Origin of the sequence: Solimonas terrae (assembly GCF_011067135.1) — a bacterium.
Taxonomy (GTDB): Bacteria; Pseudomonadota; Gammaproteobacteria; order Nevskiales; family Nevskiaceae; genus Solimonas; species Solimonas terrae.
The window spans coordinates 91370-115895 of sequence record NZ_JAAMOW010000008.1; the positions used below are offsets into that span (position 1 = coordinate 91370).

The window sequence follows — 24526 nt, forward strand, 5'->3', positions numbered from 1 at the left end:
CAGAGATCTCTAAACGCATGCGACTTTCGGGCATCAAACTCGCCGGGTTCAAATCCTTCGTGGACCCGACGCATCTGCCATTGCCGTCGAACCTGACCGGTGTGGTCGGACCGAACGGCTGCGGCAAATCGAACGTGATCGATGCGGTGCGCTGGGTGCTGGGCGAAACCAGCATGAAGAACCTGCGCTCGGCCGACGCCGAAGACGTGATCTTCAATGGCTCGAAAACGCGCAAGCCGGTGGGCCGCGCCTCGGTCGAACTGATCTTCGACAATTCCGACGGCCAGATCGCCGGTCCGTTTGCCGCCTACGCGGAAATTTCCGTGCGCCGCGAACTGATGCGCGACGGCAATTCGCAGTACTACCTGAACAGCCGCAAGTGCCTGAAGCGCGACGTCACGGACCTGTTCCTCGGCACCGGCCTTGGCGGCAAGAACCAGTACGCGATCATCGAGCAGGGCATGGTCTCGCGCATGATCGAAGCCAAGCCCGAAGAGCTGCGTCAGTGGCTGGAAGAGGCCGCCGGCATTTCCAAATACAAGGACCGCCGCCGCGAGACCGAGTCGCGCATCAAGCAGACGCGCGAGAATCTGGCGCGACTCAACGATCTGCGTTCGGAAATCCAGCAACGCCTTGAAGTGCTGACCAAGCAGGCCGCGAACGCCGAGAAGTATCGCGATCTGAAAACGCAGGAACGTCAGTTGCGAGCGGAAATCCTCGCGCTGCGCATGCGTCAGTTCGAGGATCAGGGCCGCGGCCACGAAGGCGCGATCAGCGAGTTCGAGCAGGCGCTCGAAGCGGCGCGCACGCGCGTCCATCACAGCGGCGAGGCGCGTGTCGCCGCCGAGATCGAACAGCGCGCGCAGGCGCAGAAGCTCGGCGACGAGCAGAGCAAGGTCTACGAGGCCGAAGCGGTGCTCGCGCGTCAGGAGCAGAGCCTGCAGCACGCGCGCGAGCTGCAGCAGCTCAAGGTTCGCGAACTGGACCAGATCAATCGCCAGCTCGGCGAACTCGAAGCGCGCGAACGCCGCGAGCGTCAGCGTCTCGAAGAGGCTGCGCAGCAGCTGGCCGAGCTCGAGCAGCAGGCCCTGTCGGCCGAGGAACACGAGGCCGCCGCGCAGTCGACGCTGATCGAGAGCGAAGACGACGCACAGGCCGAACAGCGGCGCTGGGACAGCTTCCAGCAGGACGCCGAAACGCCGCTGACGCAGACCGAAGCCGAGCGGGTGCGCGTGCAGCAGCTGGAGCGTGCGCGCTTCCAGGGTGAAGAGCGCCTGAAGCGGCTCGAAGCCGAGTTCGGCGCACTCAATATCGCACCGGTGCAGAACAGCCTGAACGAGGCCGACGCCGAGCTGGCCTCGCTGGCCGATGAGCTGCAGCAGGCCGAAGCGCGCTTGCAGGCGATGGACGAAGAGCTGCAGCAACTGCGTGACCAGCGCGCGGCAGCGGAAACGGCGCTGCACGAAACCCGGCAGTCCCTGCAGCTGGCGCGCGGCCGCATGGCCTCGCTGGAAACGCTGCAGCAGGCGGCGCTGCGTCAGGACGATGCCGAGCTGAATCAATGGCTGCGCCAGCAGGCGTTGAGCGAAGCGCCGCGGCTGGCCAGTGCGCTGCAGGTCGAAAGCGGCTGGGAAGGCGCCGTCGAGCAGGTGCTCGAAGGGCTGCTGCAGGCGCCGTTGTTCGGCGATTTCGAATCGCGATTGCGCCAGGTGCCGGCCGGACCGAAGGCCGGCATCGCCTTGCTCAGTGCGCAGCAGGGGCAGGGCGGCAGCGGTCTGGCCGCCAAGGTCACCGGTCCGCAGGCCGTGCTCGACTGGCTGTCCGGCATCCGTGTCGCCGACAGCGCAGCCGAAGCCGAGACGATGGCCGCGCAACTCGCGCCCGGCGAGTCGGTGATCACCGCGGACGGACTCTGGCGCGGCCGTCACTGGCTGCGCTATGCCAAGCGCGGCGAGGACGGCAACAGCGGCGTCATCGCCCGTGGCCAGCTGCTCAAGCAGCTCAGGGTGCAGGTCGAGGAACAGCAGCAGCAGGTGCTCGATCGCGAACAGGTGCTCGGCGAGCTGCGCGCCCGCACCCACGCGATGGAGCAGGAGCGTCGCGATCTGGCATCGAAGTTCGACCAGCTGCGCCATCGTCAGGCGCAGAAGCTGGCGTTCCGTCAGGCGCAGGCCGTGCGTCTCGAACAGATGCAGTCGCGCGCGCATAACTTGAGCCAGGAAATCGAAGGCCTGCGCGAAGCGCGCGAGCAGCAGACCCAGGAACTCGACGAATCGCGCACGCGCCTGCTGTCGCTGGAGCAGATCGCCCAGGAACTGCGTGACAAGCGCGCCGAAATGCAGCAGAGCCTGCAGCGCAAGCGCGATCTGGTGGTGCGTGCCCGCATGGCCTTGCAACAGTCACAGCAGGCTCGCGGCCAGCTGCAGGTCAATCTCGCGGGCCGGCGCAGTGCGCAGACCGCGCTGGAGCAGTCGCTGAAGGAGCTTGCCGCGACACGCCAGACCCTGTCGTCACGCAAGGGTGAAGAAGAGGAAAAGGCGGCCGAACTCAACGAGCCGTTGGTCAATCACGCCGAGCACGTCGAGCAGGCACGCGTCCAGGTCGGTATCGCCCGCGAGCAGATGCGTGCGCTGCGCGAAGCCGCAGAAGCGGTCGAGACGGCCTTGCAGCAGGCGATTGCGGCCGCGCGTGCCGCCGAGTCCGACAAGGACGCGGCCGTCGAGAAACTGCAGCAGGCGCGTCTCGAGTTCGAGAACCTGCGCGCGCATCGTGAAAGTCTGGAAGAACAGATTGCCGAGACCGGTTTCGAGCGCGCCGCCCTGTTCGAAGGCCTGGACCCGGCGGCGTCACTCGTGGACTGGGAAGAAAAGCTGGCGAGCGCGATGCGGCGCATCGAGCGACTCGGCGCGATCAATCTCGCCGCCATCCAGGAACTCGAAGAGGCACAGGCGCGGGAAACCTATCTCGGCGAGCAGCATGCCGACCTGCATGGTGCGCTCGAAACCCTGGAGGAGGCGATCCGCAAGATCGACGCCGAAACCAAAGAGCTCTTCAAGCAGACCTTCGACAAGGTCGACACGGTGTTCCGCGACCGCTTCCCGAAGCTGTTCGGCGGCGGCGAGGCGTATCTGGAACTGACCGGCGACAACATGCTCGAAACCGGCGTGCGCGTGATGGCACGTCCGCCGGGCAAGCGCAATTCGACGATCCATCTGCTGTCCGGTGGCGAGAAGGCGATGACGGCGGCGGCGCTGCTGCTGGCGCTGTTCCAGCTGAATCCGGCGCCGTTCTGCCTGATGGACGAAGTCGATGCGCCGCTCGACGATGCCAATGTCGGCCGTTTCTGCGAGGTCGTGCGCGAGATGTCGCAGAACGTGCAGTTCATTATCATCACGCACAATAAAATCACGATGGAGCTGGCTCAGCAGCTGCACGGCGTGACCATGCAGGAACCGGGCGTGTCCCGGCTCGTCAGCGTGGACATCGAGCAGGCGGTCGAGCTGACGACACAGACCGACGATCAACGGTCAGGAACGGGGACATGAGCGCGTTGCAATGGGCGTTGCTGGTGTTGGGTGCGGCGGCAGTCATCGCCATCTATGTGTCGAGCCGGCGCGGCGACCGGCTGCCGAAGCAGTGGACGCCGCCCGGAAGCTCGGGTGGACGCGGACCGAAGCTGCCGGGTCAGGACCAGATGGACATGTTCGACGCGCGTCGCGCCGAACAGCAGGGCGAGTTCGACGAATTCGGCGTCGGCAAGCCGCGCACCAAGCGCATCGAGCCGGGCATCGGCGAAACCGCGTCACTGTTCGGTCAGGCGCCGGCCGAAGCGCCGGTCACGCCCGCCAGGATCTTCGAGGAGAAGCTCGTCAATCTGCTGATCGCCGAGCGTGAAGGCACGGCGATCTTCGGGCCGAAAATCCATCAGGCACTGGCCAGCCAGAACCTGCAGTTCGGCGACCGCAAGATCTATCACCGCGTGCAGAGCGGCGAGGCGGTGTTCTCGATCGCCAGCCTGATCAAGCCGGGCACGCTCGACCCGGCCGAGCAGGCCAGTTTCTCGACGCCGGGTCTGACCGTGTTCATGGTGCTGCCGAACGCGGCGAAACCGCGCGATGCGGTGCGCGACATGGTCGCGACGACCCGGGCTCTGGCCGAGCAACTGAATGCCGAGGTGTTCGATGCCAACCGGCAGCTGTTCACCGCAGAAGCACAGCGCGTGCTGACGGCGGAAGTCGAAGCCTGGGCCAAGCGCAACGGCCTGTGAGCCGATGTGAAGGGTCGCCGTGAGCGTTCCTGAAGCTGATCGCGTCCGCGCCGAGGCGCTGCGTGCCGAACTGCACGAGCACAATCGTCGCTATTACAGTCTCGACGACCCCAGCATCTCCGATGCCGAATACGACGGCCTGCTGCGCGAGCTGCAGGCGCTCGAGGCGCAATTCCCGGAACTGCTGACGCCGGATTCACCAACCCAGCGCGTCGGTGCCGAGCCGCTCAAGGCCTTTGCGCCGGTGCCGCATCGTCTGCCGATGCAGTCGCTCGGCAATGCCTTCGGCGACGACGAATTGCGCGACTTCGATCGCCGCGTTCGCGAAGGGCTCGACCTCGGCAGCGTCGACTACGTCGCCGAGCCCAAGCTTGACGGGCTCGCCGTCTCCCTGCAGTACGTCGACGGCGTGTTCGTGCAGGGCGCGACGCGCGGTGACGGCGAGACCGGCGAAGACATCACCGCCAACCTGCGCACGATTCGCGCGATTCCGCTGAAGCTCAAGGGCGCTGCGCCGGCCCTGGTCGAAGTACGTGGCGAGGTCTATCTGCCGCATGCCGGCTTTGCGCGCATGAACGCCGAGGCGGCGGCGCGCGGGGACAAGCTCTACGTGAACCCGCGCAATGCGGCGGCCGGCAGCCTGCGCCAGCTCGATCCGCAAATGACCGCGCGTCGACCGCTGGCGTTCTACGCCTACGGCATCGGCGCTCACGAAGCCTGGCGGTTGCCGGCGCGACACTCGCAGGTATTGGCGCAATTGCGCGACTGGGGTCTGCCCGTGTCCGGGCTGATCGAAACGGTGCACGGTGCCGACGGTTGCCTGAAATATTTCGCGGCGATGCAGGCGCGGCGCGCGACTTTGCCGTTCGATATCGACGGTGTCGTCTACAAGCTCGACGATCTTGCCGGGCGCGACGAACTGGGCTCGGTCGCGCGCGCGCCGCGCTGGGCGATCGCCCACAAGTTCGCCGCGGAGGAAGCCGAGACCGTGCTGGAAAGTGTCGACTTCCAGGTTGGCCGAAGCGGTGCGCTGACGCCGACCGCACGTCTGCGCACGGTCTTCGTCGGCGGTGCCAATGTCAGCAACGCGACCTTGCACAACATGGACGAGATCGCCCGCAAGGACGTGCGGGTCGGCGATACCGTCATCGTGCGGCGCGCCGGTGACGTGATTCCGGAAGTCAAAGGTGTCGTGCTCGCCAAGCGGCCGGCCGACGCCACGGCCGTCGTCATGGCGTCGTTCTGTCCGGTCTGCGGCTCGAACGTCGAAAAGGATCCGGACGGGCCGATCTATCGCTGCATCGGCCGTCTGGTCTGCAAGGCACAGCTCAAGCAGCTGCTGCAGCATTTCGTGTCGCGCCGCGCCGCCGACATCGAAGGCGTCGGTGAATCCCTGATCGATGAGCTGGTGGATCGCGAGGTGCTGAAGACGCCTGCCGATCTGTTCACGCTGCAAGTCGCCGATGTCGCGGCGCTGTACAAGGCGGCCGAGCTGGCGCCGCTCAAACTGATCGAGGCGATCGCCGCACGCCGCAGTCTGACGCTGACCAGACTGATCTACGCGCTCGGCATTCCATCGGTCGGCGAGACCACGGCCAGGGATCTGGCGCGCCACCTCGGGTCGTTTGCGCGCCTGCGCATCGCGTATCCGGAAGTCCTGATGCTGATCGAGGGTGTCGGCGCGACCGCTGCCGAGGAGATCCGCTGGTTCTTCGCCGACGCACACAACGCCGGCGCCGTCGACGCGCTGCTGGGCCGGATCACGATCGAGGGCGAACATGCGGTGTCCGCCGAGATCGCCGAACGCTGTTCGCTGGCGGCGCTGTTGGCGCAGCAGCAGATCAAGGGGCTCGGCGCCGTGAAAGCGGAGAAGCTGGTCGCCGCCAGCAGTTCGATGATCGAGGTGCTGGCCCGCATCGACGATGCGAGCGCACTGTCCGGTCTGCTCGACGAGAAGACGGCCGTGCTCGTCCGGCAATATTTCGACGACGAAGACCATCGCCGGCATCTGCTCGATCTGGAAGCCCAGTTGCACGACTTCGGACTGCTCGGCAAAACCGTTGTGGCGCGGGTCCTGCCGACCGGTCCGCTGAGCGGCAAGACCTTCGTGCTGACCGGAACCTTGCCGGTGCCGCGCGATGAAGCCGCGGCGCAGATCGAAGCGGCCGGCGGCAAGCTCAGCGGTTCGGTGTCGAAGAAGACCGACTACGTGGTCGCCGGCGATGCCGCCGGCTCGAAGCTGACGAAGGCCGAGCAACTGGGTGTGGCGGTGCTCGACTACGGCGGCTTGCAGCGCCTGCTGTCGGCCTGAAGAACCGTTGCCGCCGGTGCGCGGCGTCCCTTTCGGTCGCAGCTCCGGACGCACGTTCTTGCGGGTGCACCTGCGCGCCGTTCATGTCGGGAATTCGTTGACTGCGGCGGTGCTGTGCGGCTCTCGGGTGGCCGTATCGTCACGCGTTTCCTACAATGCCCGGGCCACGTCGGGGCGTGGCGCGGTGAATTTTCATTTCTTCGATCTTGGGGGATCAACGATGAAACGAGTGTCGAGCCTGCTTGCGGGCCTCTTTCTGCTGCCTGCGGCAGCCCATGCAGGCGTCCCGTACTTCGGTGGTTCCGGGGTCTATGCGGAGCGACCGGCGTACAACGACATCAACGGATCGTTCGGCGGCAAGGTGTTTGCCGGCTATCGTTTCGAGCCGGTGCCGATTTTCCTGGAGGCCAGCTATCTGGATACGGGCAAGGCGGACATCGACGACACCGGTGGCGCGACGCTGAACTTCAGCGGCTACACGCTCGGCGCCGGCTACTTCTTCCCGTTGTCGCCGAGCGGCTCCGGGTTCTGGTTGCGTGGCGCCTACTACGACGGTCACACCAAGGTCGCGCTCGACGGCGATTCGGCAAAGATTTCCGCAAGCGGATTCGAAATCGGCTTTGGTGGCGACTGGAAGTTCAACGACTGGGTAGGTCTGCGCTTCGAGATTGAAGACCTGCTTCAGACCAAGGATTTTGCCGACAACGAGAACGTTGAAGTCGGCAGCATCGGTTTGGTGTTCACCTTCCCGACGCAAGCCGCGCCGGTGCGTCTGCCGCCGCCCCCGCAGCAAAACGGGTATCCCACCGGTTATGTGCCGCCGGCCGCGATCGTGGCGCCTCCCGCACCGCCTGCGCCGCCCGCCGTCGAGGCTGCACCGTCGGCGTCGGTCGCGGCACCCGTGATCGCACCGCCGTCGCCGATGTCCTCAAGCGGTGGTCAGGCATTGAAGACCCAGCCTCGCATCGGCAGCGAGACGGAGCTGGTGATCCCTGCGGGCGTCGCGCTCAAGGCCAGCGGCCAGATGTCGAATCCGGAAGGCGACTGGATTTTCGTCGAGTACAACGGCCAGACCGGCTGGGTTCTCGTGCACGCTCGATAACGCCGGCGAACGACGCCCGCGGCGTTCGTGCCGCAGGCGTCGTTCTATTCATGCTGCGTTCTGCTTGCTCAGGCTCGAATATCCGAGGCATGCGCGGAGCCGTCCGGACCGTGATCGTGCCGCCTCGGTGTTCGGATGCGGGTCTGGAGAGCATGAGATGAAGATGACGATTGCCGCGCTGTGCTGCTGCGCGGCCCTGGTTCCGCTGGCCGCTCAAGCGGAAGGGCCCTATGTCGGTGCTTCCGGTTTGTATGCGAACCGTCCGGGCTATGACGACGTGAACGGCTCGTTCGGCGGCAAGGTGTTTGCCGGTTACCGCTTTGCCCCGTTCCCGCTGTTTCTGGAAGCCAGCTATCTGAACACCGGAGATGCCGACGTCGATCCCGGCTACGACGGCAACGATCGTCTCAAGTTGAACTTCAGCGGATACACGATCGGTGCCGGCGTGTTCTGGCCGCTCGATTCATTCGGTTCCGGCCTCTGGCTGCGCGGTTCCTACTACGACGGCGACACCAAGCTCAAGACGCCGGACGATCCGCAATCCGGCAGCAGCAAGCTGTCGACCAGCGGCGGCAGTTTTGCGGTCGGCGCCGACTGGAAGTTCAGTCCGTGGACTGGCGTCCGCTTCGAATACGAAGATCTGATCGAACCGGAAGACTTCGCCGACAACGAGAGCATCGGCATGTTCAGTCTCGGTGTGATCTTCGACTTCCCGGTTGCGCGCGAGCCGCGCGGCCGGCGTCCTTACTGAAGCCTGCGACGGCCCGTCGATGGCCGCCTGTGGCACAACTCGGTGGACGGCGGCACATAGGCTCGCGTCGGGTCGGCACTGGCGACGCTGCGTGCCAGCAGGCTGAGCGCGTCGGCTCGCGCGGCGGCATCGGCCAGCGCCTGGAAATCGGCCGGCGTCCAGTAGCCGCTCGCCGGCGGTGGCGGCAGCGCGTCGTCTTGATCGGTGGCGTACAGACGCAGCTGCGCATAGCGCGCCAGCGGCGTCGCGTTCCAGCTGTAGGGCACTTCGAGATCCTGCGGCGGCAGGGTTTCGAAGTCCGGTTGCAGCGGGCGCCGCACGCCACTGATGTCGTAACTGCGGTACAGCACCGCGAATTTGTCCGGTACCCGCGCTTCGCTGTCCCACCAGCAGCCGTCGAGTTTGTCGAAGTTCTCGCGGGTCTCGGCCGGACTGACCGACTGCAGGGCGTTGAGCGCCTGCGGCAGCATGCGTGTCAGGCTGGCGCTGAACTGCTGTCTGCTGCTGGCTTCGCCCTGCAGTTCGATGATCAGTCCGAGGCGTGCACCGAGCACGTTCGAGTACAGATCCTCGGGTGAAAACGCGGAAATCTCTTCCGAGAAGCCGGGCACCGTGTGATAGCCATGCCACTGCGCGATCTCGTGCCAGGCGGCGAGCTGGAACGACAGGTGCGCAGCGAGAAATGCGGCGAGCGTGTAGCGGTCGGCCGCCCTGGCCGGCAGATCGAAAGCTTCGAACACCAGGCGTCGGTCTGCCAGTTCCGGGCCCATGTCGAGCGTCCAGCGCTGGCCGAGCCGCGGCCAGATCTGGCTGAACAGGAACAGGGCGTTGTCGGCCGAGTCGCGCACGTGGGCGATGTCGACGAAGCCGCCGCGTCGGGTGTAGACGATGCCGAGCTTTTCGGCGTCGCTGCCGAGCAGGTCGCCGAGAAAGCCGGTGGTGCCGCCGTTGTAGCCGTGATTGCCGAGCAGGGTCGGATCGATCACGTTGTCGAGACGGACCAGCGGCACCGGAATGCCCAACGCCCGCACACGCAGGCCATGGCCGAACGCGCAACAGGGGCGCAGGCTGTCTGGCTGGCGCAGCGGCGGCGCGACCGTGAAGCTGTCGCGGGCGACGGCTGTCGGTGCAACCAGTTCCGACAACGGCAGATTGGCGCTGGGCTGGTACGGTACCGGCGTGTTTTCGCAGACCGCCAGCGGCAGGGTGGCGACGATCAGCAGCAGCGGCAGCAGGCGACGGCGCCAGGACGGCGCCCGGTGTGGCGTGACGGTCAGAATGCTTCTCCGACCTGAAAGTAGAAGCCCGCACTGTCGCGGCCGACGCCGAGATCGAGGCGGACATTGACCCGGGGCTTGAACATGAAGCGGTAGCCGGTGCCGATGCTCGGCAGGATGTGCGTGCCGAGATCGGAAGGACGCGACGCGATCGATCCGGCGCCGGCCCAGAGCACGATGCCGTGCCGCCACTCGAGTTGGTGGCGCCATTCGATCTGCGTGCTGACGACATCGCGATCGCGGTAGCGGCCATCGTAGTAGCCGCGCATGCGCTGATCGTTGCCGAGTGTGGCCAGCTGGTTCCAAGGCACGTCGCCGGAGCGGAAGTCGCCGTACAGATCGAAGGCCAGGGTCGTCTTCGTGCTCAGGCTCAGATAGCTTCCGAAGCGGGTGCTCAGGCTGTCGAAGTTGTCATCGCTGCCGAGGTCCGACCGGTACGCGGCATAGTCGACGCTCAGAACGTGGCCGCGCGAGGGGTTCGGCACGAAGTCGCGCGTGTCGTCGAGCAGATGGATACTGGCTCCGGAGCTGAACACGGACGGTCCGTCGGTGGTGTCGCCGATGCTGTTGCGGACATTGTCTTCGAGTGCCCGCGCATGCAGTTGGGCCACGCTCCAGCCGGCGCCGACCCACAGCGCCGGCGCGACGCGCTGGTACAACTGCGGCCAGAGATCGAAGGATGCGCCGGTGTAGTCCTGCGAATGATTGTCGCGGCCGGCGGCGTAGCCGATGCCCCAGTAGCGGGTTGGCTGGTTGACGAGATCGCCGTGCACGAACAGCCGCTGGCGGTCGTCGTTGTAGTAGCTGTAGTTGTCGAAATCGAAGCCGAAGGTGCCGGTGATGCTGGCGAAGCCGCTCAGGGTCAGTGACGACTGCGGCGTATCCGGCGTCGCCCGGTCCGTTCGGTACAGGCCGACCAGCGCGACGCCGATGCCGAAGCTGGTTTCAGGTGTGTAGAACGGGCCGGGCAGGATGCCCCAGTCGGATGCCTTTTCATGGTCGTCGCTGGCGTCGCCCCCCAGCGACGCCAGCAGATGATCGATTTGCGCGCGGTCCGGCAGGCCGGCGGCGAGCGCGGCCGGCGCCTGCACGGCGAGCATCAGGACCGCAAGCAGAGCGGCCGGCTGGGGGATGGCGGCACGCATCAGGACTGATCGCGACTTCGGATTTCGTCCGGTGTGCTGGCGCGTATCGACAGGGCGTGGATGTCGGTCTGCATCAAGTCGCCGAGCGCCGCATAGATCGCACGATGACGGGCGACCGGCGTCAGTCCCGCGAAGGCGGGCGCGACGATGTCGACGCGATAGTGCCCCCGACCGGTGCGCGCACCGGCATGGCCGGCGTGCAGATGACTGTCATCATCGATCTGCAGCGACTGCGGCGCGAACGCCGCGACCAGCGCGGCATGTATCCGTTCCTGCCGGTTCACTGGGGCAGTGTCTTGACGAAGGGGTAGACGTCGATGCGCTGATACACCCCGGCCTTCATGAACGGATCATCCTGTGCCCAGGCCTGTGCGGCCTGCAGGGATTCGAATTCGGCGACGACCAGACTGCCGGAGAAACCGGCTTCGCCCGGATCGGCGGCATCGATGCGCGGCCGTGGCCCGGCGAGCACCAGCCGGCCCTGGTTCTGCAGCACCAGCAGACGTTCGAGATGCGCAGGACGGTGGGCACGGCGACCGGCAAGGCTGTCCGGCGCGTCGTGCGCGAGGATGGCGTAAAGCATGCTCATTGTTCAGGCAGATAGGATTTCAGGAACGGCACGTGCGCAATCAGGAACACGAACATCAGCGACGTGAAGCCGAAGGTCTTGAATTTGACCCAGGCCGCTTCCGAGTAGTGCGAGGCCACGTACAGGTTCAGCACCGCGCAGCCGGCAAAAAAGATCGCCCACGCAAAATTGACCTTGCGCCAGACCGGATCGGGCAGCGTGATCGACTTCTGCGGCAGGCGCGCCAGCAGCACGCGATCGCCGATGAAATGGCTGCCGAGCAGGGCCAGCGAAAACACCGCGTAGACGACCGTCGGCTTGAACTTGATGAAGCGCGCATCGTGCACATAGATCGTCAGCCCGCCGAGCACCAGCGCGACCAGCGCCGTGACGAAGTGCGCCTTGTGCAGCCGATGCTCGCGGAACCAGTACCACGCGACCAGCGCGAACATCGCGACGATCAGCACACCGGTGGCGACATAGATTCCGTAGGCCGCGTAGGTGCCGAGGAACAGCAGCGCCGGCAGGAAATCGATCAGGGCATTCATCCCGCTATTGTAGCCTTGCAGCGCTCGCCGACGGACGCCGCCGGCGCGCTGGCCGCTACAATTCGCACTTTCTTCGCAGCGAGAACGTCGTGGCCGAGTGGATCGAACTGCATCCGGTCAATCCGCAGAAACGCCTGCTGGCGCAGGTCGTCGAGCGCATCCGCGCCGGGGCGGTGGTCGCGTATCCGACCGACTCCTGCTACGCGCTGGGCTGCCACCTCGACGACAAGGACGCCACCGACCGCCTGCGCCGCATCCGCGACTTCGACCGCCACCACCAGTTCACGCTGGTCTGCCGCGACCTCTCGGAGATCGCCACCTACGCGCGCGTCGACAATCGCCAGTTCCGCCTGCTCAAGCAACTCACGCCCGGCCCGTACACCTTCATTCTGGAGGCGACCAAGACGTTGCCGAAGCGCATCGCCCACGACAAGCGCAAGACCATCGGCATCCGCATTCCCGAGCACGTGGTCGCCCAGGCCCTGCTGGAAACGATCGACGAGCCGCTGATTTCCTGCACCCTGCAGTTCCCGGGTGAAGACGAGCCGGTCAGCAGTCCGGACGACTACCGTGAACTGCTCGATCGCGCGGTCGATATCGTCATCGATGGTGGGTCTTGCGGGACGACACCAACCACGGTGCTGGACCTCAGCGAAGACACGGTCCGGCTGGTCCGCGAAGGCAAGGGCGACGTATCCGGCCTCGGACTATGAGGCGGGTGCGCATCACGGCCTGCTGCGTCGGGCCCTCGGCGGAGCGATGTGCGACGAGACGGCGGCGACGCAGGGCGCCGTCGCCCGGCTGAGCGGGATGCCGGCCCGGCCCGTGGCGTGTCCGGTGTGGGCGAACTCGAAGCCGTGCGGCGTTTCGTTCACCGGGCCGGCGAACGGAGCGAGCACGATATAATCGGCGCATGCCCATGGAATTCACCCTGGTCCAGAAAATCGCCATCTGGGCCCTGCCGGTCATCTTCGCCATCACCGTGCACGAGGCCGCGCACGGCTACGCGGCGCGTGCGCTCGGTGATCGCACTGCGCAGATGCTCGGTCGCCTCAGCCTCAACCCGATTCGCCACATCGACCCGGTCGGTACCATCCTCGTGCCGGGCATTCTGCTGATGCTGGGCGGATTCCTGTTCGGCTGGGCCAAGCCGGTGCCGGTCGACTACCGCAATCTGAAGAATCCACGCCGCGACATGGCGATCGTCGCCGCGGCCGGTCCGCTGTCGAACGCGGCGATGGCGATCGGCTGGGGTCTGCTGCTGAAGCTGGCGCTCGCGGTCGGCGCCGCCGAAGGGGTCTGGATGGGCGTGCGCTACATGTCGGTCGCCGGCATCGTCATCAATCTGGTGCTGATGGTGTTGAACCTGATTCCGCTGCCGCCACTGGACGGCGGTCGCGTACTGACCGGCCTGCTGCCGGCGCGAGCGGCCTTCCAGTTCGCCAAGCTCGAGCGCTACGGCATGTTCATCCTGCTCGGTCTGGTGCTGATCCCCGGACTGCTCGGCGCGATCATGTACTGGCCACTGGCGATCGCCGAATTTTCCCTCTATTCCCTGCTCGGTCTGAATTCGAGCACTGTCCTGTTATCCGGCTCGTGACTCTCAATACCAAACCCGCCTCCGGCAAACCGGTGGTCCTGTCCGGCATCCAGCCGTCAGGCCGCCTGACGATCGGCAATTATCTGGGCGCCCTGAAGAATTGGGTGCAGCTCAACGACCGCTTCGACTGCTATTACATGCTGGTCGATCTGCACGCGATCACGGTGCGCCAGGATCCGAAAGTGCTGCGCGAGCGCTGCTATGAATTTCTCGCGTTGTACATCGCCTGCGGTCTCGATCCGGCGCACAACACGCTGTTCGTGCAGAGCCATGTGCCGGCGCATTCGCGCCTGACCTGGATTCTCAACTGCTACACGCAGATGGGCGAGCTCAACCGCATGACGCAGTTCAAGGACAAGAGCGCCAAGCATGCCGACAACATCAACGCCGGCCTTTTCGACTATCCGGTGCTGATGGCCGCCGACATCCTGCTTTATCAGGCGCAGCAGGTACCGGTCGGCGACGACCAGAAGCAGCATCTGGAACTGACGCGCGACGTGGCGATGCGCTTCAACAACGTGCACGGACCGGTGTTCACGGTGCCGGAGCCGATGATTCCGCCGGTCGGCGCGCGCATCATGGGCCTGCAGGAGCCGACCAGGAAGATGTCGAAGTCGGACGATGCCGAGACCAATGCGATCTACCTGCTCGACGAGCCGGACGTGATCACGCGCAAGCTCAAGCGCGCGGTAACGGACCTTGGCAACGAGATCCGTTACGACATCGCCGAGAAGCCCGGCGTCACCAACCTGATGTCGATTCTGTCGGCAACCACCGGCGAGTCCTTCGATGCGATCGTCGAGCGCTACAACGGTCAGGGTTACGGCAAGTTCAAGCAGGCCTGCGCCGATGCCGTGGTCGAATGCTTGAAGCCGGTGCAGGAAAAATACCGCGCCGTGCGTGACGACACCGAAGGTCTGCGCAAGGTGCTGCGTGCCGGCGCCGAGGCGGCATCGGCCAAGGCCGACGCGACGCTGCTGCAGGTGCACGAAGCGCTGGGCTTCATCCCGCAATGACTCTGCGTGGTCTGCCGATCCGCGCCGACGATCTGCGCCTGATCGCGATCCTCGAAGATGGCGCACCGGCGTTCTGTCCGGCCGAACTGTCGCCGGACGCGCGCGAGGTGCTCGACGGCACCTTGCAGCTCTACGGCGCGGAGGGCTTTGCGCCGCCGTGGATCGGTTATCTCGCGTTCGCCGCCGGCGAAGTGGTGGGCAGTTGCGCGTTCAAGGCGCCGCCCAAGGACGACAAGGTCGAGATCGCCTGCTACACCTTCGAGGATTACGAGGGCCGCGGCATCGCCACGGCGATGACGCAGAAGCTGATCGAGCTCGTGCAACGCAGTGATGCCTCGCTGATCATCAGCGCGCAGACGGCATCGAAGGAAAGCGCGCCGACGCGCATCCTGCGCCGGCTCGGGTTTCGCTTGCGCGACAGTCTGCATCACCCCCAGGATGGCATCGTCTGGTACTGGGAGCGCGAGGCCGTGAGCACATGAGCGAAGAAGTACAGGACGCGGTCGCCGAAGCCGAGACCGTACGCCTGCCCAAGGTTCATGGGCTGGCGATGGAGAAGATGCCGGAGGATCTGTACATTCCGCCGGATGCGATGGAGGTTTTCCTCGAAGCCTTCGAGGGGCCGCTCGATCTGCTGCTGTACCTGATCCGCCGCCAGAATCTCAACATCCTCGACATTCCGGTCCTGAAGATCACCCAGCAGTACATCCAGTACATCGGTCTGATGCGCGACATGAAGCTCGAGCTCGCCGCCGAGTATCTGGTGATGGCGGCGCTGCTCGCCGAGATCAAGTCGCGCATCCTGCTGCCCAGGCCACCGCCGGACGAGGCGCAGGAACAGGGCGATCCGCGCATGGAACTCGTGCGCCGCCTGCAGGAGTACGAGCGCTTCAAGAGCGCCGGCGAGGCCATCGAGAAGCTGCCGCGCATCGGTCGCGATCTGCACCTGGCGCAGGCACGTCCGGAAGTGATCCCGACCACCGCGCAGCTGCCGATGCCGAGCCTGCGCGAACTGGTGCTGGCGTTCCGCGACATCATGGAACGCGCGGCGCTGTACAAGCATCACGAGATTTCACGTGAACCGCTGTCGGTGCGTGAACGCATGACCCACATCCTGTCGCGCATCCAGCAGGGTCCGGCGACGCTCGGCGAGCTGGTCGATCCCGAGGAGGGCCGGCTCGGTGTCGTCGTCTGTTTCCTCGCGATCCTCGAGATGGCGCGCTCGGCGATGCTGGACATCGAACAGGACAGCCCGTTCGCACCGCTGATGGTGATGCCGCCGCGCCCGCGCGCGGCTGCGGTCGACGAACTCGAAGGAGCAGACGCATGAACGAACAGACCGACGCGCAAGCCGATCTCGACATCCAGAACACCGCCGATGCACGCATTGCGCAGCTCGACCGCATCCTCGAAGCCCTGCTGCTCGCCTCCGAGCAGCCGCTGCCGACCGAGCAGCTGCAGCGCATGCTCGGCCACGATCTCGGCGTTACCCGGAAGGACATCCGTGATGCGCTGGCGCGGCTGTCGGAAGATCTGGAGTCGCGCGCCGCGGAGCTTTCCGAAGTCGCGAGCGGCTGGCGCATCCAGGTCAGGCGCGAATATGCCGAATGGGTTGCACGTCTGTATCAGGAAAAGCCGCCGCGCCTGTCGCGCGCGCTGCTCGAAACCCTGGCGCTGATCTGCTATCGACAGCCGGTGACGCGCGGCGAGATCGAGGACGTGCGCGGCGTGGCGATGTCGCCGAACATCATCCGCACGCTGCTGGATCGCGGCTGGATACGCGAAGTCGGTGTCAAGGAAGTGCCGGGCCGGCCTTCGTTGTTCGGCACCACGCATCAGCTGCTCGACGATCTCAACCTGCGCTCGCTCGACGATCTGCCGTCACTGCCGGAAATCAAGGACGCGCAGCAGCTCGAAGCCGCCCTCGAAAGGCTGGGCGAGCAACTGCACGAAACGCCGGCACATCCGCTTGCCGATGGCGGTGACGACGCACATCCGCCGGTCCTGAGCGACGAGGATCTGGAGTTTTCGCCGGACGAGTTCCGCGACGAAGACTTCGATCTCGGCGACGAGGATGGGGACGACGCGGAAGACCTGCCGGACGCCGGCGAAGACGAGCCGCCGACCGTGCACTGAGCGCATTGGTCGTGACAGCGCCGACGGAGGGTTCCTGGGGCCTGTAACACTCGTGACATCGCCGTGGCCGAGTCCGCCTTGCCGCAGCGCAAGCAACGAGGTAGTGAGGTGTACGTGATGTACATGAGCCACGAGAGACGCAACGATGCGGCAAAACGGGCCGGATACCACGACAGCGACGCCATCGGCGTCGACAGGCACTAGGCGCCGCAAGCAGGGCGCGCGGCCATCACGGCTGCTGCGCAGGAACGTCGGGAGGACGTGCCGTGAGTGAAAGAATCCAGAAGTTTCTGGCAACGCTGGGTGTCGCATCGCGCCGCGAAGTCGAGCGCATGGTCGAGGACGGCCGCATCGAAGTGAATGGCAAGCCGGCGGAGGCGGGCCAGCACATCGACCAGGACGACAAGGTGCGGATCGACGGGCGTTCGATCGCGATGCAACGCAAGGCCGAACCGGCACGCGTGCTGATCTACAAGAAGCGCACGGGCGAACTCGTCACCCGCGACGATCCGGAAGGTCGTCGCACGGTGTTCCGCAAGCTGCCGAAACTCGGCAGCGGTCGCTGGATCGCGATCGGTCGCCTCGACATCAATACCTCGGGCCTGCTGTTGTTCACCAATCACGGCGAGCTGGCGCGTCGTCTGACGCATCCGAGTTTCGAAGTGCCGCGCACCTACGCGGTCCGCATTCTCGGCACGGTCGACGATGCGGTGATCGCACGCTGGAAGGCCGGTGTCGAACTCGAAGACGGCAAGGCGAAATTCGAACGCGTCGAAGCGGGCGTCAACGAGGACGGCGAGGGCGCCAACCAGTGGTTCCACGTAACCGTGCGCGAGGGCCGCAACCGGCTCGTGCGGCGCCTGATCGAATCGCAGAAGCTGCAGGTCAGCCGCCTGATTCGCATCAGCTACGGGCCGGTCGAGCTCGGTCGCGGGATCAAGTCCGGCACCGCGCGCGAAGCCACACCGGCCGAACTGCTGGCCTTGCTCGATGCGGTGCGCCTGAGCGAGGCCGATGCCGGACTCGATGCAGGGCGCAAACCCGTCCGCGGCGGCAAGTCGGGAGCGCGGCATGTTGCCGGCAAGCCACCAGCGCCACGCCGTCGCCGTGCCGACGATCGCGAGGAAGCCGATGACGGACGTCCGCGTCGCGCGTCGCGCGACGCGGTGCGTGCCGGCGCGAAGGCGCGCGATGCGCGTCCCGGACGTGCAAGCGGCGACGCTCGCCCGGCGTCGCGTTCGGGCGGCGGCAAATCGGCAGCGCCAGCGCGCGCGTCATCGCCGCGCAGTGCGGGGGCGGGAAAACCGGCAAGCCGACGCCGCGATGACCGACCGGCGAGCCCGCCGCAGAAGCCCAGGCGTCCGCCGCGCACGCGGCGCTGACAGGGCGCTAGAGTCGCTGGCCGCTGACGCCGCGGCTGTCCGGACCGAGCAGCCACAGCAGTGCCGGTGTCGCCGTCTCCGGCAACGGTGATTCCTCGATCAGCTCGCCCGGGTAGCCTTTCAGACGCAGTTCGGTGCGCAGCGGACCGGGGTTGTAGCTGTTGATGCGCAGCTTCGGACTGGACTGCAGCTCGCTCGCCCACATCTGCGCCATCTGTTCGACGCCGGCCTTGGCGATGCCGTAGATGCCGGCGAAGGGTCGTGGTTCGCGGCCGCTGCGATCACTGGTGAACACGATCGACGCGTCGGCCGCCTTGCTCAGCAGCGGCAGGCAATGACGGGTGAGGGAATAGGCCGCCGTCAGATTGACCTGCAGGCTTTCGACCCACTCCTTGGGCTCGACGTCGTACAGCGGCGTGAAGGCCTTGAAGTGCGCGGCGCAATGCAGCAGGCCGTCGAGGCCGCCGAACTCGCGCTCGATCGTGCTCGCCAGTTCGAAGTAGTCGGCCCAGGTGGCACCGGCGAGATTGAGCGGATAGATCGCGGCCGATCCGCCGGCTGCGCCGATCTGGTCGTAGACGGCTTCGAGCTTGCGGATCGTGCGACCGAGCAGGATCACGGTCGCGCCGTGTTGCGCGCAGGCCAGCGCCGTGACGCGGCCGAGGCCGTCGCCGGCACCGGTGATGAGGATGTGGCGGCCCTTGAGCAGATCGGCGGGCGGTGTGTAGGAGGCAGGCAGGGTCGCGGCCATTGCGGCGTGTCGGCTCGTGAAAGTGGAAAAGAAGGATTCAGACGGCGGCGCGTGGATGCAGCCAGCGCTCGACCGCTTGCGGTGTCAGGGCGGCGCGATAGCTGAGACCTTCGGCGTAGTCACCGCCCAGCGATTCGGCGAGCCGGTGTTGCGGTTCGCTGTCGACCGCCGAGGAAACGACGCGCAGCTTCAGCAGGCGCAGCAGCTCCATGGTCTTCTGCAGGGCGTCCTGCGCCAGCGGTTCGCGCGCCGCGCGATCGATGATCCCCGGCGCGAGTCGGCACTCGTCGATCGGGTAGTACAGCGATGTCATGGCCGAGGCACCGGGTGCGCCGACGCCGGTCAGACACAGCTGGATGCCCGACTGGCGCAGCGCCGCCAGCTGTGCGCGCTGCGTGGCGTTGGCCTGCATCAGTGCGGCTTCGCTGAATTCGATGACCAGCGCCGAGCCCGGCAGGTCGTGCGACTGCAGCATGCGGCGGATCAGATCGACGAAGCCGAGTTCGCGCAGCGCCGCGTCGGGCAGACGCAGCACGAGTTGCAGATCGGTGGCGTCGCCGGCACGCCACCGCGACAGATGGCCGAGGCCTTCGCGCAGCAGCCAGGTCGTCAGGCCGTGCACGAGACCGAGGCGATCCGGCAGATGCAGGAAGTCGGCTTCGGCGAGGCGGCCGCGCCGCGGATGCTCCCAGTACGGCAACAGACGCAGACGCCGCGGCAGGCCGTCGCGCAGCGGAATCTGCGGCTGGTACTCGTCGGCGAGGCCGTCGTTGTACAGGGCACCGTGCAGTTCGGCGATCAGGCGCGAGTTTTCGGTGCGGGCGTCGTCGAGCGAGGCTTCGTAAACCAGATAGTCGCGGCGCGCGGCGACGGCGGCGTACTTGGCGGTCTCTGCGTGACGCAAGAGGGTTTCGGCGTCGGGGCCGTGCATCGGATACAGCGCGATGCCGATGCTGGCGCGCAGCGAAAATGCGCTGCGCCCCATCGTGATCGGCACATCGAGGGCGAGCTGTACGCGGCTGGCGAGGTGACGCGCACCGGCTTCGTCCTGCGCCTGCGCCAGCACGATGCCGAAGTCGTCATGACCGAAGTGAGCCAGGGTGTCGTCGCTGTCGACCACGCTGCGCAGGCGTTCGCCCAGCTGCGAGATGTACTGGGCGGCGGCGGTTTCGCCGTGCGCCTGCGCGATCTCGTGATAGTGCTCGGTGGTCAGCACCAGCACCGCGAAGTTGCCGGGTTTGCGTGTCGGCTTGTTGATGCTGCGGTTGATCGCGCCGATCAGCGTGTGCCGGTTCGGCAGGCCCATCGCGTGGCCGGCGACCGGTTGCCGGCTCAGCTCGTACTGCAGGCGATTGGCTTCATCACGCAACTCGCGGGTTTCGTCGAGCACCATCGCGCCGGCCTGATACGACATCACGCTGCCGATGTACTGGCCCCAGATCAGGAAGATCAGCGGCATCGCGTCGAGCGCCCACAAGGCCGGATTGCTCTGTTGCGTGGTCAGCAGACCGGCCCAGCTGTAGTCGCCCTGTTCGTACTGGCAGCTGAGCAGGGTCGCCGCGACGATCGTCAGTCCGGCGACCAGCAGGCCGAACCACGCGTAGCGATTGGCGCGCCCGCGCAGCAGCTGCGCCATCGTGTCGAGGCTTTGCAGGCCGCCTTGTGCCGGAGAGCGCCAGCTCATGAGCGCAAGCAGCCGGCGAGTTCCTGCGGCGAACGCGCGATGTAGTCGGCGCCCCAGCTGTCGATCGGTCCGTCGGCGCCCAGATAACCCCAGTCGGCAGCGACCGTGATCATGCCGGCCGCGCGTCCGGCGGTGATGTCACGCTTGTCGTCGCCGACATACCAGCACTCGGTCGGCGCCAGCGACAGCAGCTCGCAGGCGTGCAGCAGCGAGTCGGGTGCCGGCTTGGCGCGGGCAACCTGATCGGCGCTGACCGCGCACGCCGCCTGCCGATCGAGATGCAGACCGGCGAGCAGCGGCGTCGTCAGCCAGGCCGGCTTGTTGGTGACGATGCCCCAGCGCGCGCCGCTGGCTGCGATTGCCGCGAACAGCACGTCCATGCCGTCGAACAGACGCGACTGGCGCGTCAGGTTGGCGCGATACAGTTCCAGGAAGCGATCGCGGCGGGCCGGAAAATCGGCGTGCTCGGGTGTGATCTGCAGGGCCTTGCCGAGCAGGCCGCGCGCACCGGCCGAAGCCACCGGCCGGTAGTCGGCCAGCGGCAGCGGCGGCCGGCCCAGCTCTGCGCGTACCAGATTGGCGGCATGGCCAAGGTCCGGTGCGGTGTCGACCAGCGTGCCGTCGAGGTCGAACAGCACGGCCCTGGGCACGCTGCGCGTGATCGGGTGATCGGGGCTGGCCATGTTCATGCGGGTCGCCGGCAGTGCATGAAGTAATTGATGTCGAGATCGTCGCTCAGGCGCGCCGATTTCAGGATCGGGTTGTATCGCAGGCCCTTGACGCCCAGCACATCGAGGCCGGCATGGCGCGCCCAGCCGTCGAGCTCGGACGGACGGATGAACTTCTCGTATTCGTGAGTACCGCGCGGCACGAGGTTCATGACGTATTCGGCGCCGACCACGGCCAGCGCGAAGGCCTTGGGATGACGGTTGATCGTCGAGAAGATCACGTCGCCACCGGGTTTGACCAGCTGCGCGCAGGCGGTGATCACCGATGCCGGCTCCGGCACGTGTTCGAGCATTTCCATGCAGCACACCAGATCGAAGCTCGCCGGCTGTTCGGCGGCCAGTGCCTCGGCGGCGATCCGCCGGTACTCGGGCCGGCGTCCGGATTCGAGTGCGTGCAGCGTCGCGACATCAATCAGCTCGGCCGCCATGTCGATCCCCAGTACGGCGGCGCCTTCGGCGCACAGCGCCTCGCTGAGCAGGCCGCCGCCACAGCCGACATCGAGCGCGCGCTTGCCGTCGAGGCCGCCGACGCATTGCTCGACATAGCGCACGCGTGGCGGGTTGATCTGATGCAAGGTCGCCATCTCGCCACGCGGGTCCCACCAGCGCGAGGCGAGGCGATCGAAGTTGGCGATTTCGCGAGCGTCGACGTTGGCGCTGGCGTGTTTGCTGGTCATGGGCGGATCTTCCGTTGCCATTCGGCGGCGCGCGCGATTGCCGCCGCTTCGTCGATGGTGGTGAGCTGGCGGTTGCGCAGCAGCGCGCGGCCGGCAACGAACACGTCGCTGACCTGATCGCGGCCGGCAGCGTAGACGATCTGCGACAGCACGTTGTAGACCGGCTGGGTCGCGCTGGCGCTCAGATCGATCGCGATGCAATCGGCGGATTTGCCGGCGAGCAACGAGCCGATCTCGCTGTCGAGGCCAAGTGCCCTGGCGCCGGCCAGCGTCGCCATCTTCAGTGCCGCCGGTGCGGCAAGTGCTGCCGGATTGCCGCCGACCGCCTTGGCGAGCAGCGCGGCGCTGCGCATTTCACCGAGCAGGTCGAGGTCGTTGTTGCTCGCGGCGCCATCGCTGCCGATACCGACGTTGACGCCGGCGCGCAGCAGCTTGTCGACCGGACAGAAGCCGCTCGCCAGTTTCAGATTCGATTCCGGGCAATGAGCGATGTGCACGCCATGCCGCGCCGCGTCGTCGATTTCCTCGTCGGTCAGCTGCGTCATGTGCACGGCGATGAAATCCGGACCGAGCAGTTCCAGATCACGCAGTCGCGCCCACGGCCGCTTGCCGGTACTGGCGATTGCGGTTTCGATCTCGTGTGCGGTTTCATGCACGTGCATGTGGATGCCGATGCCGAGTTCGTTGGCGTACTGGCGCACTTTCAGCAGCGGTGCGTCGGACACGGTGTACGGCGCGTGCGGCGCGAACACGGTGCGGATCAGCGGTTCGCTGCGAAGCTGGTCGTGCAGAGCGAGACCCTTGTGGATGTAGTCGTCGGCACCGCTGCCCCAGGCAGTCGGAAAGTCGAACACGATCAGGCCGACGCTGGCCCGCAGGCCGGCTTCACGGGCGACGCGCGCGGTTGCGTCCGGGAAGAAGTACATGTCGTTCACGCAGGTCGTGCCGCCGCGGATCATCTCGGCGAAGGCCAGACGCAGGCCGTCTTCGCAGAAGCCGGAACTGACGTGCGCGCCTTCGGCGGGCCAGATGTGGTTCTGCAACCAGTCCATCAGCGGCAGGTCGTCGGCGATGCCGCGCAGCAGGCTCATCGCCGCATGGGTGTGCAGATTGACGAATCCTGGCAGCAGCGCGTGTTGCGGCAACTCGATGGTCTGGCGTGGCGCGTAACGTGCCCGCGCCTCGCCCAGCGGCAGCACGGCGACGATGCGCCCGCCATCGGCAAGCAGCGCATGGTCTTCGAGAACCACGCCTTCGGGTTCGATCGGCACCAGCCAGCGCGGCGCGAGCAGCAGGTCTACGGTCTGCATGACGGATTTGAAAAGAAGGCAAGGGTAGAATTCGGGTCCGCGAAGTTTAACCGAGCCCTTCATGTCCGCCGTCAAGACCAGCGTCGCGCGCGTCGAATCCGTCACACCGATCGTCTGGAAGGGCACGCATCTGGCGCTGCTCGACCAGCGCGTGCTGCCGGGCGAGCTGTGCTATCTCGACTGCCGCAGCGCCGAGGACGTCGCCGCGGCGATTCACGGCATGGCGGTGCGCGGTGCGCCGGCGATCGGAATTGCCGCCGCCTACGGGCTGGTGCTGGCCCTGCGCGACAATGCGGCGGCGATGCCCGCGGCGGTCGCGACGCTGGCTGCATCACGGCCGACTGCGGTCAATCTGCGCTGGGCCCTGGAGCGCATGCAGCGCCAATGGGAACAGCACGCCGATGTCGGCCTGCTCGAAGCCGAGGCGATCCGCATCCACCAGGAAGACCTCGCGCAGAACCTGCAGATGGGCGCTTTCGGCGCGGCGCTGATCGCGCCCGGCGCGCAGATCGTCACCCACTGCAATACCGGTGCGCTGGCAACCGGCGGGCACGGGACGGCGCTCGGCGTGATCCGCACCGCATACGCACAGGGTCGCGTCGTGCGTGTCTACAACACCGAGACCAGGCCCTGGTTGCAGGGCGCGCGACTGACCGCCTGGGAACTGCAGCAGGAGGGCATCCCGGCAAAGCTGGTTGCCGACGGCGCGGTTGCCCATCTGATGAGCCGTGAGAAGATCGATTGGGTGATCGTCGGTGCCGACCGCATTGCCGCCAACGGCGACACGGCGAACAAGATCGGCACCTATGCGCTGGCGGTCGCCGCGCGTCGTCATGGCGTCAAGTTCATGGTCGTGGCGCCGAGCGGGACCTTCGATCTGCATTGCCCGGACGGGGCGCACATTCCGATCGAGGAACGGGCGGCTGCGGAGCTGACCGAGTTCCGCGGCGCGGCGATTGCGCCGGCCGGCTTCGATGCCTTCAATCCGGTGTTCGACGTCACGCCGGCGGCGCTGATCGACGCCATCGTCTGCGAGCGCGGCGTGATCGAAAAGCCGACGCGGGAGCGGGTGCTTCCGGTCCTCAGCTGAGCGGTAAAGTCAAGTCGCGCGGCGGTGCCGAAAATCGGTGCCAAGCCCGTGTTCGTGTTACAATTTCGCGTCAAAACAAGAGCTGCATCGAGCGCCTTCGGCGGCTGCATTTTCCGCCATTCGAAACTGCATTGACGATCCTTAGATACGGCCCCGCGCGAGCGGGGCAGATGCCCGAATTGT

General features: G+C 66.4%; 23 protein-coding genes. 13 read left to right on the forward strand and 10 right to left on the reverse strand.

What is annotated here, in order from left to right:
• Positions 1-17 precede the first annotated feature (17 nt).
• The 5 genes from smc (at position 18) to G7Y85_RS15430 (ending at position 8431) form a co-directional block, all read left to right on the forward strand.
• Complete coding sequence (smc, locus tag G7Y85_RS15410) at positions 18-3545, forward strand: chromosome segregation protein SMC (protein ID WP_166259132.1); 3528 nt, start codon at positions 18-20, stop codon at positions 3543-3545.
• On the forward strand, positions 3542-4267 hold the full coding sequence (locus G7Y85_RS15415; RefSeq protein ID WP_166259135.1) for a cell division protein ZipA: 726 nt from the start codon (positions 3542-3544) through the stop codon (positions 4265-4267). Before smc ends, G7Y85_RS15415 begins: the two co-directional genes overlap by 4 nt.
• Positions 4268-4286: 19 nt before the next feature.
• The gene (gene ligA / locus G7Y85_RS15420; protein WP_166259138.1) at positions 4287-6578 is read left to right on the forward strand and encodes an NAD-dependent DNA ligase LigA; all 2292 of its coding nucleotides are present in this window, start codon (positions 4287-4289) and stop codon (positions 6576-6578) included.
• 64 nt (positions 6579-6642) lie between these two features.
• Complete coding sequence (locus G7Y85_RS15425) at positions 6643-7680, forward strand: outer membrane beta-barrel protein (RefSeq protein WP_366514991.1); 1038 nt, start codon at positions 6643-6645, stop codon at positions 7678-7680.
• A 157-nt stretch (positions 7681-7837) separates the two neighbouring features.
• Positions 7838-8431 carry an outer membrane beta-barrel protein gene (locus G7Y85_RS15430; protein WP_166259144.1) on the forward strand — a complete coding sequence of 198 codons (594 nt, stop codon included), beginning with the start codon at positions 7838-7840 and terminating at the stop codon, positions 8429-8431.
• On the opposite strand, the gene G7Y85_RS15435 is transcribed toward G7Y85_RS15430, so the two are convergent.
• The 5 genes from G7Y85_RS15435 to G7Y85_RS15455 form a co-directional block, all read right to left on the reverse strand.
• On the reverse strand, positions 8425-9576 hold the full coding sequence (locus tag G7Y85_RS15435) for a DUF4056 domain-containing protein (protein ID WP_206675590.1): 1152 nt from the start codon (positions 9574-9576) through the stop codon (positions 8425-8427). The two genes, G7Y85_RS15430 and G7Y85_RS15435, sit on opposite strands and share 7 nt — an antisense overlap.
• A 128-nt stretch (positions 9577-9704) precedes the next feature.
• Complete coding sequence (locus G7Y85_RS15440; protein WP_166259147.1) at positions 9705-10853, reverse strand: BamA/TamA family outer membrane protein; 1149 nt, start codon at positions 10851-10853, stop codon at positions 9705-9707.
• Positions 10853-11137 carry a BolA family protein gene (locus G7Y85_RS15445; RefSeq protein ID WP_166259150.1) on the reverse strand — a complete coding sequence of 95 codons (285 nt, stop codon included), beginning with the start codon at positions 11135-11137 and terminating at the stop codon, positions 10853-10855. Before G7Y85_RS15445 ends, G7Y85_RS15440 begins: the two co-directional genes overlap by 1 nt.
• Positions 11134-11436, reverse strand: coding sequence for a YciI family protein (locus tag G7Y85_RS15450; protein WP_166259152.1), 303 nt, complete (start codon positions 11434-11436; stop codon positions 11134-11136). Before G7Y85_RS15450 ends, G7Y85_RS15445 begins: the two co-directional genes overlap by 4 nt.
• A gap of 2 nt (positions 11437-11438) precedes the next feature.
• Entirely contained in the window at positions 11439-11969 is a 531-nt protein-coding gene (locus G7Y85_RS15455) for a septation protein A (RefSeq protein ID WP_166259155.1), read from the reverse strand.
• Between the two features lie 89 nt (positions 11970-12058).
• On the opposite strand from G7Y85_RS15455, the gene G7Y85_RS15460 reads away from it, so the two are divergent.
• The 7 genes from G7Y85_RS15460 (at position 12059) to G7Y85_RS15490 (ending at position 18103) form a co-directional block, all read left to right on the forward strand.
• Positions 12059-12682 carry an L-threonylcarbamoyladenylate synthase gene (locus G7Y85_RS15460; protein WP_166259158.1) on the forward strand — a complete coding sequence of 208 codons (624 nt, stop codon included), beginning with the start codon at positions 12059-12061 and terminating at the stop codon, positions 12680-12682.
• Between the two features lie 200 nt (positions 12683-12882).
• Positions 12883-13569, forward strand: a complete 687-nt coding sequence (locus G7Y85_RS15465; protein WP_166259162.1) for a site-2 protease family protein — start codon at positions 12883-12885, stop codon at positions 13567-13569.
• Positions 13566-14585 (forward strand): tryptophan--tRNA ligase, encoded by a 1020-nt coding sequence (gene trpS, locus G7Y85_RS15470; protein WP_166259165.1) that lies wholly within the window; start codon positions 13566-13568, stop codon positions 14583-14585. Before G7Y85_RS15465 ends, trpS begins: the two co-directional genes overlap by 4 nt.
• Positions 14582-15067, forward strand: coding sequence for a GNAT family N-acetyltransferase (locus G7Y85_RS15475; protein WP_166259168.1), 486 nt, complete (start codon positions 14582-14584; stop codon positions 15065-15067). The genes trpS and G7Y85_RS15475 overlap by 4 nt, the downstream gene beginning before the upstream one ends.
• Positions 15064-15915 carry a segregation and condensation protein A gene (locus G7Y85_RS15480; protein WP_166259171.1) on the forward strand — a complete coding sequence of 284 codons (852 nt, stop codon included), beginning with the start codon at positions 15064-15066 and terminating at the stop codon, positions 15913-15915. The genes G7Y85_RS15475 and G7Y85_RS15480 overlap by 4 nt, the downstream gene beginning before the upstream one ends.
• The gene (gene scpB / locus G7Y85_RS15485) at positions 15912-16721 is read left to right on the forward strand and encodes an SMC-Scp complex subunit ScpB (RefSeq protein ID WP_241696207.1); all 810 of its coding nucleotides are present in this window, start codon (positions 15912-15914) and stop codon (positions 16719-16721) included. The genes G7Y85_RS15480 and scpB overlap by 4 nt, the downstream gene beginning before the upstream one ends.
• A 266-nt stretch (positions 16722-16987) precedes the next feature.
• Positions 16988-18103, forward strand: a complete 1116-nt coding sequence (locus G7Y85_RS15490; protein ID WP_166259174.1) for a pseudouridine synthase — start codon at positions 16988-16990, stop codon at positions 18101-18103.
• 7 nt (positions 18104-18110) lie between these two features.
• Here the strand turns inward: G7Y85_RS15490 and G7Y85_RS15495 are convergent, their stop codons facing one another.
• Genes G7Y85_RS15495 through G7Y85_RS15515 form a run of 5 tightly spaced genes read right to left on the reverse strand, consistent with a single transcriptional unit; the run spans position 18111 to position 23253 of the window.
• Positions 18111-18854 carry an SDR family NAD(P)-dependent oxidoreductase gene (locus tag G7Y85_RS15495; protein ID WP_166259177.1) on the reverse strand — a complete coding sequence of 248 codons (744 nt, stop codon included), beginning with the start codon at positions 18852-18854 and terminating at the stop codon, positions 18111-18113.
• 37 nt (positions 18855-18891) lie between these two features.
• Positions 18892-20538 (reverse strand): EAL domain-containing protein, encoded by a 1647-nt coding sequence (locus G7Y85_RS15500; protein ID WP_166259180.1) that lies wholly within the window; start codon positions 20536-20538, stop codon positions 18892-18894.
• Positions 20535-21227 carry an HAD family hydrolase gene (locus G7Y85_RS15505; RefSeq protein ID WP_241696208.1) on the reverse strand — a complete coding sequence of 231 codons (693 nt, stop codon included), beginning with the start codon at positions 21225-21227 and terminating at the stop codon, positions 20535-20537. The genes G7Y85_RS15500 and G7Y85_RS15505 overlap by 4 nt, the downstream gene beginning before the upstream one ends.
• Positions 21224-21943 carry a bifunctional 2-polyprenyl-6-hydroxyphenol methylase/3-demethylubiquinol 3-O-methyltransferase UbiG gene (gene ubiG / locus G7Y85_RS15510; protein WP_166259183.1) on the reverse strand — a complete coding sequence of 240 codons (720 nt, stop codon included), beginning with the start codon at positions 21941-21943 and terminating at the stop codon, positions 21224-21226. Before ubiG ends, G7Y85_RS15505 begins: the two co-directional genes overlap by 4 nt.
• Positions 21940-23253, reverse strand: coding sequence for a TRZ/ATZ family hydrolase (locus G7Y85_RS15515; protein ID WP_166259186.1), 1314 nt, complete (start codon positions 23251-23253; stop codon positions 21940-21942). The genes ubiG and G7Y85_RS15515 overlap by 4 nt, the downstream gene beginning before the upstream one ends.
• A 61-nt stretch (positions 23254-23314) precedes the next feature.
• On the opposite strand from G7Y85_RS15515, the gene mtnA reads away from it, so the two are divergent.
• Positions 23315-24343: an S-methyl-5-thioribose-1-phosphate isomerase gene (gene mtnA / locus G7Y85_RS15520; RefSeq protein WP_166259189.1), complete on the forward strand. Its 1029-nt coding sequence runs from the start codon at positions 23315-23317 to the stop codon at positions 24341-24343.
• Positions 24344-24526: the final 183 nt, after the last annotated feature.